The organism is Sphingomonas sp. (genome assembly GCF_965248875.1).
GTDB lineage: Bacteria > Pseudomonadota > Alphaproteobacteria > Sphingomonadales > Sphingomonadaceae > Sphingomonas.
Genome location: NZ_CBDFKR010000007.1, coordinates 285,456 through 295,531 on the forward strand (window position 1 = coordinate 285,456; position 10,076 = coordinate 295,531).

At 69.2% G+C, this 10,076-nt stretch carries 5 protein-coding genes and 2 pseudogenes; all 7 read right to left on the bottom strand.

What is annotated here, in order from left to right:
• Window position 1: 1 nt before the first annotated feature.
• The gene (locus tag ACP2AD_RS06215) at window positions 2–526 is read right to left on the bottom strand and encodes a hypothetical protein (protein WP_425229208.1); all 525 of its coding nucleotides are present in this window, start codon (window positions 524–526) and stop codon (window positions 2–4) included.
• A 68-nt stretch (window positions 527–594) separates the two neighbouring features.
• Window positions 595–1,416 carry an oxygenase MpaB family protein gene (locus tag ACP2AD_RS06220; protein WP_425229209.1) on the bottom strand — a complete coding sequence of 274 codons (822 nt, stop codon included), beginning with the start codon at window positions 1,414–1,416 and terminating at the stop codon, window positions 595–597.
• A gap of 24 nt (window positions 1,417–1,440) precedes the next feature.
• Window positions 1,441–2,784 carry a pectate lyase family protein gene (locus tag ACP2AD_RS06225; protein WP_425229210.1) on the bottom strand — a complete coding sequence of 448 codons (1,344 nt, stop codon included), beginning with the start codon at window positions 2,782–2,784 and terminating at the stop codon, window positions 1,441–1,443.
• Window positions 2,759–6,355, bottom strand: a complete 3,597-nt coding sequence (locus tag ACP2AD_RS06230) for a TonB-dependent receptor domain-containing protein (RefSeq protein WP_425229211.1) — start codon at window positions 6,353–6,355, stop codon at window positions 2,759–2,761. Before ACP2AD_RS06230 ends, ACP2AD_RS06225 begins: the two co-directional genes overlap by 26 nt.
• A 96-nt stretch (window positions 6,356–6,451) precedes the next feature.
• Window positions 6,452–8,038 (bottom strand): family 43 glycosylhydrolase, encoded by a 1,587-nt coding sequence (locus tag ACP2AD_RS06235; RefSeq protein WP_425229212.1) that lies wholly within the window; start codon window positions 8,036–8,038, stop codon window positions 6,452–6,454.
• A pseudogene (locus ACP2AD_RS06240) lies at window positions 8,035–9,252 on the bottom strand (DUF885 family protein); the annotation flags it as partial. The pseudogene ACP2AD_RS06240 and the gene ACP2AD_RS06235, both read right to left, overlap by 4 nt.
• Window positions 9,246–10,076: pseudogene (locus ACP2AD_RS06245) on the bottom strand (LamG-like jellyroll fold domain-containing protein); the annotation flags it as partial. The pseudogenes ACP2AD_RS06245 and ACP2AD_RS06240, both read right to left, overlap by 7 nt.

Genomic DNA, 10,076 nt, shown 5'->3' on the forward strand with positions numbered 1-10,076 from the left:
ACTAGGGGCGGTGTGCCGCTCGCAGCTCATCGATGATGGCCTGCCGATAGGTGCCCGAGCCTTCCTGCACGTCATGGACCCGCCAACCTGCGGCGGTCTTTTGCAGGATGAGGGTCCGGTCGTGACGAGCCGCCGGCGCGGATCGAAAGGTCTCGTTCCACGAAACCCGCGCCTGCACCCGACCGCCCGCCAACCCTGCCAGCCGGATCGCCGTGACCTGGAATGTGCCATAGTCCTGACAACTGCAGATCGGGTCGGCGCCGTTCGCCGCGGTCGCTTCGCCTTCGGGTGAGTCGCGCCTGATCAGCCGCTGCGTGTCGGGGGTAAACACGCTCAGCCATGCGATCGGTTCGGCGCATTGCCCTATTGGGTTCCGCGCCGCCGGACGCATCACACATTCGTGATAACTGCCATATACGCGCGTCAGCCAGGCGCGGATCGCTGCCGCATCGGCGGCGCCGGGTCCAGCCGGTGCGGCGGCGGCCAGCAGCGCTATCGCCGTCGCCATCGCCAACGCTGCGCGCATCGCACTCCTTCCCATGCCGCTATCTCACCCGGTCACGAGCGTCTGCGCAACCCCTGCCGCGACCGGCGCTATTGGCGCGGCGCCAGCGCCCAGCGCAGCACGCCCGCAGTCGCACCTGCGCCTAGTCTGATCCCCGGCCGGCGCAGCGCCGGCGTATCGCGGCCGTGGAGTCTCGCCGCCCAGGGATGCATCAGCTCGACGCCCGCGCCCAGCAGCATGTGCTGGATCGGCGCGGTCGCGGCGCTGGTGGTGGGCTGGTCCAGCAGCGCCGCCGCCACCGCGCGCGTTCTTTCGTCGAAGCGGAGCTGCGGGCGAACCGCGCGGAAATACGCTGCGACCGCGCGGCGGCTGTCCGGCACCTCCGTCGCGCCCAATCGCCGCGCCAGCGGGGCCATCTCGGCGAAATACCGGTCCTGCTTCGCGCCGGGGAGGTCGGGATCGCGATAGGCGAGGTAACCGCGCAGAAAGCTGTCGGCCTCGGCGACATGGACCCAGGTGAGCAGCGCCGGATCATTAGCATCGTATGGCGTTCCGTCGGGCAACGTGCCCGCCACCCGATCGTGGATCGCCCGCACCCGCGCGATCAGCGCCTCGGCCTGCGCGGTGCCGCCATAGCTGGTGCCCGCGACGAACTGCGCGGTGCGCCGCAACCGTCCGGCCGGGTTCTTCTCCCAGTCGCTATGGTCCCACACCCCGGCGAGCGCGCCCGGATGGAGCATCTGAGTCATCAGCGCCGCGACGCCGCCGATCATCATCGCGGAGAAGTCGCCGTGCACCGCCCAGGCGACCGAGCCAGGCCCGAACAGCCCGGGATCGTCGGCCGCCCGATCGAGCTTCATCTGTCCCGCGCCGACCAGCCGATGCACCTCGTCCCGGATCGTGTCGCGCATGCCAGCCATGCCGTGCAGATGGGGTCAGCGGGTGGGTGCCGCCAGTCCGTTCAGATATTCCTCCACGTTGGTGTAGCCGTCGCCGTCGCGGTCGGCGGCGCTGTCGTCATGGTGCGGGTCGAGGCCGTGGGCGGTCTCCCACGCATCGGGCATGCCGTCGTGGTCGCTATCCAGCGGGGCCGGCAGCGTGGCAAGCACGGGCCAGCCGCCGTCCTCGCTCTGGGTGTCGATCTGATGCCCCGTGCGGTCGCGCACGCCCGCGATCACCCGCAGGTCGACCGCATCGCGCACTCGCGACGCCCCGGCACTCGCCAGCACGCGCGTGAAGGCGCTCGCAGCAGGATCGGCGGCGACCGGCGGCATCGGCACCGGGGCGGTCAGCCGATAGCCCGGAGCGTCGTCACCGGTGACGAGCGACCAGGGATCGGCGGGGATCGCGCCGTTCATGCTGTTGCCTTCGAACCAGGCATGCGCGAGCGTGTTCGATTCCTGAAAGGCGACGGTGCCGTGCGACTGCGGCCCGGCAACATAGCTGTTATCGACGAAATTGTAGCGCGCGAGGCTGGCGGTGTCGGCATTGTAGCCGCTGTGACTGCCGCCCCAATTGTAGAAGACGTTGGAGCGGAAGTCGAAGAACGCGCCCTCCGGATCGACGGCCGCCGCGCTGTAGTTCCCCGGTCGCGGCATCCGCGCTTCGTGATTGGCCCACAGATCGTGATGGAAACTGATCCGCGCTCCGCGGCCGCCGCGGATCAGGCTGCCATAGCCGTGCTCTCCCTTGGCGTGCAGCGAGTGCGTCAGCGAGTCGGCGATGATCGACCACTGCACCGTCAGGTCGTAGAAGCCCTCGTTGGGTCGCGTGTAGTTGGCCGACGCCGACAAGGTCTCGTCGACAGACCAGCTGGCGGACACATGGTCCAGGATGATGCGGCGCCCGGCGAGCACCCAGATCGCGTCGGTCTCCACTCGAGATTCATCGCCCAGCCGCGAGCGGATGTAGCGGATCACGACGTCGTCGGCCGCGACCTCCAGCGGTTGATCGCGCAGCGTGATGCCATCGCCGGGCGCGGATTGTCCGGCGATGGTGACGCGGCCCTCGCGGATACGCAGCGGGCGGGTCAGGCGGATCGTCCCCGACACCGCGAAGACGATCGTGCGGGGGCCGCGCGTCTCCACCGCCGCACGCAGGCTGCCCGGCCCGGCGTCGGCAAGGCTGGTGACGATTATCACCTGTCCGCCGCGGCCGCCGGCCGCATGCGCACCGGCGCCCTCCGCGCCGGGAAAGGCGAGCGGATCGGCGAAGGAGGGCGCCGCCGCGGTGAGCAGCAGCGCCGCCGCCGCCCTAGAAGCGCAGCCGCGCGCCGACACGATAGATCCGTCCGGCGGCGGCGTACTGCGTCGCCACCGGCTGCGCCTGATAGGCGTAACGCTGGCTGGTCTGATTGGTCAGGTTCTGCGCTTCGGCCTCAACGCTGAACCAGCTGGTGAACTTGTACGAGGCCGATGCGTCGAGATTGAACGTTGAGCGCGAGAAGATGAAGTCGTTGACCAGCGGCGCCGAGCAATACCCGCCCGGCTGGTTGGCGGTGGCGCCGATCGTCGCGGGCGAGGCCGGCACGGGCGTCACGATGCCGGGCGAACAGGAACCCGCCGCGATCGGGAAGGTCGTCGAATAGCCTTTGCGATAGGCGCCGACGATGCGGGCACGAAAGCCGCTGGTCTCGTAATAGAGCGTTGCGTTGAACGATTGCGGCGACACGCCCAAGAACGGCGCCTTTGCCGTCGTCGGCGCCACCGCCGCCACCGTCGCCGACCGGATCGTACCGGGGTCGAGGATGTAGTTCAGCTCGCTCTTGATATAGGTGTAATTCAGGATCGCGCCGAAATTGCGCAGCGGCCCCGGCAGGAAGGTGAAGTCCTGCTGATAGCTGACCTCCACGCCGCGCAGATAGCCGCCCGGCGCGTCCTGATACTGGCGAACGTCGAACGGATAGTCGGCATCGATATAGGCGAGGCTGTTGGTGTTGGTGGTGCCGCCGCGGATCGCGGCGATTGCGTCCGGCTCCAGGATCTGGGTCAGCGGCACCGTCAGCACGATGGTCTGCGGAAACGAGCGGATGCTCTTGTTGAACGCCGCCAGCGACAACAGTCCACCGCGCCCGAAATAATATTCCAGGCTGACGTCCTCGTTGGTCGAGCGGAACGGCGACAGTCGCGGGTTGCCGACGGTCAGCCGCGCGCCTGAGTTGCTGCCGTCGGTCGGCACGGACAGGCCGCTCGTCACCGGCGACAGGTTGCCAAGCAGCGGCCGCGCCATGACGCTCGCCGCCGCCACGCGCACGATGAAGTTGTGCGTGACCTCGTAGTTGAGGTTCAGGCTGGGCAGATAGTCGGTGTAGTTGTTGGTGCCGGTGATCGGCCGGCCGTTCTGCGTGTTGCCCTGCGCCAGCACGCTGGTGAAGGCGACGCGCAGCCCCGAATTGCCGCGCAGCCGCCGCCCGAACAGCTCGACGTCGAAGTCGAGCTGGAGATAGGCGCTCTTGTCGTTCTCGGTGACCGAATACCGATTGGGCGCGCCCGACCGTTTGTTGGTCAGCGTCCAGTCGCCATATTTATTGACGCAGTTGCACTCGAAATCGAACAGCTGCTCGAACGCCTCGATCCGCGGCGCATAGAAGCTGGTCGCGGTGCCCGCAGGGGTGTTGAGACCTTGGCCGAACTGGATCACCTGGCCGGTCGCTGCGGTCGTGCTGCCCGCTTCGAGCAGCGTCGGATTGAGCGTGTCGGTGTTGCGTTCGAGCAGGTCGGTGAAGAAGCCGAAGCGCCGATAGCTGCCGCCGAACGCCAGGCTGTATTCGGGGCTGATCCGCCAGTCGAAATCGGCCTTCGCGGTGCGATAGGTGTTGCGGACGACGCGCTCGTAATGACGGATCGCGGAGAAGCCCTTGACGACCTGCCACTGACTGGGATCGGCCGCATCGAAGCCGAAGTCGATCCGCGGCATCGCGCCGCCGCCGCGCTCGTCATAGGTGAAGGTCGCTGGGCTATCCATCCGGTTGTATTCGACCAGCAGGCCCGTCGTGTTGTTGGTCGAGCGCGACTCGCCGTAGATCGCGTCCACCCGGAAATTGTCGGTGAACTCGTGCTGGAGGTTGATCGACCCCTGCCGGAACTCAGTCGTGTAGTAGCTGGCGTCAGCCGCCGAGCGGAAGTCGACGTTGCGCAGCTGCAGATAGTCGGCGACGCCGTTCTGGACGTCGGCATCCAGCACATCGACCGACGGCCGCCCGATCAGCTCGCCGCGAAACGCCAGCGCGTTGGTGCTGGGGATGTACCCGACCGAGTTGGGGTTGTTGTAATAATCATACGGGTCGAGGTTGAACGGATTGACCGAGAAGATGTTGGCGTTGGCCGGGCTGGTTGCGCCCGGCACCACCGCCGCGGTGCCCAGCACCGACGGCGACAGCACGCCCGCAGCGTTGAGAGCAGTCGCGAACGCGGGCGTCGTTCCGTACAGCGTGTTGCCACAATCCTGCGTCGGCGCCAGATCGCTGACGGCGGCCGGCGTGCAGATGCCGGGATACAGCCCGCGCGCCGTGTTCGGCGTCTGTCGCCCGACCGCGGTGTTGTAGGTCGCGTTGGTGTTGTTGCGGTTCAGCCCGACCGTCTGGATCTGGTAAAAGGTGCTTTCGTTGTGGAAGCGCGAATAGACGCCGTCGACGTTGATCAGCGTCCGCGGTCCGACCTGCCATTGAAACGAACCGGTCAGACCCAGGCGCTCGTTCTTGACGTTCTGCTGCTGGAGGGTCGCCAGCGTCGGGATGCGGACGATCGAATCGTCGAAGCGCCCGGGGGTGTTGTACGGGGCGCCGGGGTACAGCTTGGCATAGGCGGCCGGGTCTGACCCGGTCTGGAACGCGATCGCCTGCGGATTGGTGATGGCAGTGCCAAAATTGGTGCCGGTGGGCGCCGAGAAGCCCGCGCGCTGCGGGTTCTCGTTGCCCGTGAAATCGGAGGAGCGGTACAGGTAATCGGCCTGACCCGCCTGACGGCCATAGCTGTCGATCTCGTTGCGGGTGCGCGAATAGGCCCCGGAGAAGAGCAGGCCGAACCGGCCGTCCGCAGTCTTGGCGCTGATCAGGCCGGCGATGCGCGGCTGATGGTGCGAGCCGTTCTCGTTGTAATTGTCTTCGATCGAGATCGCGAGCGTTCGGCGGCCAAAGTCGAACGGGCGGCCCGTCGTCAGGTCAATCGTGGCGCCCAGCGATCCTTCGTCGGTCTCCGCCGAGGAGGATTTCTGCACCTTGAGGCTGGAGAACAGCTCGGAGGCAAAGGTATTATAGTCGAACGCCCGGCTGCGATTCGGTGTCGTGCCCGAGTCGTTCGACCCCGCGGTCGACAGTGCCTCCAGCCCGTTCAGCCGGGTACGGTTGAAGTCGCCCGACAAGCCGCGCACCGTGATCGAGCGGCCCTCGCCATTGTCGCGGTCGATCGATACGCCCGGCAGCCGCTGCAGCGATTCGGCGAGATTGGCGTCGGGGAAGTCGGCGATGTCCTGCGCGTTGATCGCATCGATCTGGACGTTGGAAGTGCGCTTGGCGTCGATCGAGTTGCGCAGGCTGGCGCGGAAGCCGGTGACGACCACGTCGTTGCCGCCGGGCCCGCTGTCGGCGCCGGTGCCCGTCACCTGATCGCCCACCGGCGGCGGTGCGCTCGACGTGGCGGGCGCGCTAGATGTGCTGTCGCTACCCTGCTGTCCGTTCGCGGCGGCGGCGGGCGCCGCAGCGGCGGATGCGGGTGCGGCAGGGCTGGGGGCGGCGGTGGGGGCCGCGCCGGGCACAACCTGAGCCATGGCGGGAACCGGTGTCATCGCGAGCGCCGCACCCGTCGCCGCGAGCGCCCGCCACGATGTTTCGCGCAGCGCATGAGCCTTGATCATCAGCAATCCCTCCCGAAACCGCCCATCGCTGCGGGCGTGTCGCCGTATCATAGCCCAACGATGTCCACCGGTGTCAATAGGCGTGATCGGCCGAAATCAGGACAGCGCCTCATAGCGGAAATCGCGAAACGTCGCGGTGCCCGCGCCCGCCGCATAGAGCGCCGGGCGCAGCATCAGGAACCCGCCCCGGACATTGTGGTGATAGCCGGACACCTCCATCCCGCGATCGAACCGCATCCAGCTGTGCCCGCCGTCACCGGACGTGTCGAATGTTACGATGTGGCGGTCATTGGTCAGCCGCATCACCATGCGGCTGCCGTGCGGGTTGGCGGGCCGTCCCCGCTCCGCGCCATATTGATGCGTGACAAAACGATGCTGGTCGAATCCGAGCCCGCAATACAGCCTGTCGTCGTAGAACAGCAGCAGCCCGGCGGTGGCGCCGTCCGCGAGTTCGATGTCGCAGGTGATGCGATAGGCCTGATCGCCCGCGACGGCGAGCAGTGGTGACGAGGTGGCGGGCGACGTCCCGGCCGCCTGCAGGACTAGTCTGCCGTCGCCACCGTGCGCCCGCGCAGCCTCATCGGGACGCGGGCGGAAGAAGCTCCACCGCGTCCCGAGCGCCAGCGGCGCGTCGAACCGGTCGGACAGCGCCGACCCATGCGGCCCGGGCATTCCGCCGCGCGGTTTCGGCAGCGGCTGCGACAGGTCGCCGCCTGTCATCCTGAACCAGCCATCGGCGGTCCATGAGATCGGATCGAGCAGCGCCTGCCGCCCCAGCGTCAGATACCCATTCTCATAGCCGTGATAGACCGCCCACCAGTCCCCCGCCGGTCCCTCGATCAGCGAGGCGTGGCCGCGCGACCACCAGCGTTCGCTGCGGTCGCGCGTGTGCACCAGCGGGTTGTGCGGACATTGATCCCACGGCCCGTGGATCGAGCGCGACCGGGCGGCGATCACCATATGCCCGGTCGGCGGCCCCGCCGTGCCGCCGACTGCGGTGACGAGGTAGAACCAGCCGGCGTGGCGGGCGATCTTCGGCCCCTCTGGCGAAAAGCCCTCCACCACCCAGCCGGGCGGATAACGCCACGGATCATAGACATGCTCCGGCTCGCCGATGCAGCTCAGCCCGTCCGCCGCCAGCCGCACCCGATCGCCGCCCGACAGGAACAGCCAGCGCGAGCCGTCCTCGCCGACCGCGTGGCACGGGTCGATGTGCGCGGGCAGATGCAGGTCGATCGGCGCCGACCAAGGGCCCTCGATGCGCTCGGCATGGATGACGAAGATCGAGTTGGGGCTGCTCTTGACCGGAATGTAGAGGAAGAAGCGGCTGTCATGCTTGGCGAGGCTGACCGCCCAGACGCTGCCCAGGTTGCGGTGGAGGGCGGGCCCGATCGGCCGCCAGTTGACCAGGTCGCGGCTGTGCCAGATGACGAGTCCGGGATAGGAATCGAAGCTCGAGAAGGTCATGTAATAGTCGGCGCCGTCCTTCAGGATGGCGGGATCGGGATGGTCGCCCGCGAGCAGTGGGTTGAGAAAACGGCCATCGCCGAGGTCGGGCCTGCGCTGGCCTTCGATCCCCCGGGCGGCGGCGGGCGGCGGTGCGGCGGCGGCGAATCCCGCAGTGCCGGTCAGCGCCAGCGCATCGCCGCCCAGCACGAGCGCGTCGCGGCGCGTGATCGTCACGGCAACTGCTCCAGACGCCTGCGCCCGCCGGCGAGAACGGCGCGGTGATAGCGGCCGCCGCGACCGCGCGCGCGATCGGCGATGCCGAGCCACGCCAGCGCCTCCGCGGCCCGCACCCCCGGCTCGACCGCAATGCGCGCCAGGTCGGTGTCGAAGGGCGCGAAATAGGCGGGCTCACCCACCACCGCGACCAGCTGCGCGCGCGCGCGGTCGAGCGTCCACCCGTGGCGATGGATGCCGAGATCGGCCTCCGCCCGGCACAGCCGGAACAGCAGCCAGTGAAGGTGGCCGAGCAGCGCGGGAGCATCGAACAGATCCCAACGCGCCGCCAGCGTCTCGGCATAAATGCCCCAGCCTTCGACAAAGGCGGTCGCATAGGTGACGCGCAGCGGGTGCGGCGGGGTGAGCGCTTCGACCGGCAGCTGCAGCAGATGCCCCGGCAGCAGCTCGTGCGCGACGACCGACGGCAGCGTCCAGCGCGGGCGGCGGCGCACCTCCTTCAGGTCGACGGCGTAGAAGCCGGGCTCGCCGCCTGTCGGCAGCTGACGAAAGCCGCCCTTGCCCTGCGCTATCTCCGCCGCGGTCAGGGCGCGGACGATGCAGGGGGGCGGCGCAAAGCCGCAGGCGGCGTCGACCCGTGGGCGCAGCGTTGCGAGCGTCGCGTTCATGTCGGCGACCGCCGCGGCGCGGCCGGCATCGTCATCGGGGTAGAGGAATCGTTCGTCGCGCCACAAGGCGCGGTAGCGATCGCCGGTCGTCCCGGCCGTCGTGCCCGGCGTGCCGAACAGCCGCCGCGCCGCCGCCTCGATACGCCGCCGCTCCGTTGCCAGCCTGCGTTCAGCCAAGTCGAGGGCGACGTCGTCGCCGAGCTGGCGCCTGAGCTCGAGCAGCAGATAGGTTCCGCCGTCGGGCAGCCCGCGCGCGCCGGGCGTGCCGCGATCACGCAGAGCGACCAATGCCGCGCGCTGTGCGGCGCGCGCTGGGAAACGCTGCGCCAGCGCCGCGTCGATCGCGAGGCCGCTGCGGGCGGCGGCCAGATCGAGCCGCTCGCCTGCCGTGCCGCCCTGAACGCCCGCCAGCCGCGCCAGCCCCACCGCGGGCGGCAGCGCCGCCGCCTCGTCGAGCGCCGGGCGCGCCGAGCCGCCAGCGCCGCGCACCGACGCCGCCGCGGCCGCCAGCCCGGCCAGCACCGCGCGACGGGTAGCGATCATCTGGGCGGCAGCGCGACGCTGTTGTTGAGCCGCGTCACCTCCGGCGCGTCGCGGGGCAGCGCCACCGCGACCGTCGCGGCACCGCGCGGCAGCGTCATGCCGACGCGCGTGATCCGCGGACGCAGATCGAGCGGCGCATCCAGTGGTGCGAGCGTCAGCCGGGCGAGCACCGCTCCATCTGCGCCAAGCACGCGCAGCTCACCGCCGCCGGTTAGCCGGGCGCCAAGGCTGTGCACCGCCACTTCCAGCCGGTTGCCGCGCACGGTCACATCATCGTGGCCGATGCCGAGATCGGCGCGCGCCTCGACCGGCTCGCCGGCCCGGACAAGGGTGAAATCAACCACATTCTCCCCGGGCGCGAAGGTGATCGGCACCGTCGCGCTCCGTTCCAGCTCGACGGCCGCAGCCGGCGCTCCGCTCTGGACCGTCATCCGCCACTGCCCGGCCGTAACGTTCCACGCGGTCATCATCGCCGCCTGGGCGCGGCCGCCCATGTTCCAGCCGATCACCCGGAAATGGGTGAGGGTTGCGCCGGGCAGCAGGATCGCGACCTGCTCCGCCGCGCCCGGCTCGGCGAAGCGCCACGACACGGTGTTGCCGGGCCAGCTCTGGTTGCGCTTGAGCGCGATGCCGCCCAGCCGCTCGCGCTGCAGCCAGTCGCTCGGCTGCTCGACACGGTCGGACCACCAATGCCCCTCGGTGTACATCCATTCGTGGCTGGTCTTATCGCGGATTGCATCCTCGTGCAGCGCCGTCAGCGCGCCGAGATCGCCGGTTTGCGACCAACGCCAATAGCGCGCCGCATCGCTATCGCCTTCCGCGCGAAC

Bases quoted from the DNA above. Each gene is read 5' to 3' on its own strand.
- ACP2AD_RS06215 (WP_425229208.1), bottom strand. From the start codon at position 526: ATGCGCGCAGCGTTGGCGATGGCGACGGCGATAGCGCTGCTGGCCGCC.
- ACP2AD_RS06220 (WP_425229209.1), bottom strand. From the start codon at position 1,416: ATGCGCGACACGATCCGGGACGAGGTGCATCGGCTGGTCGGCGCGGGA.
- ACP2AD_RS06230 (WP_425229211.1), bottom strand. From the start codon at position 6,355: ATGATCAAGGCTCATGCGCTGCGCGAAACATCGTGGCGGGCGCTCGCG.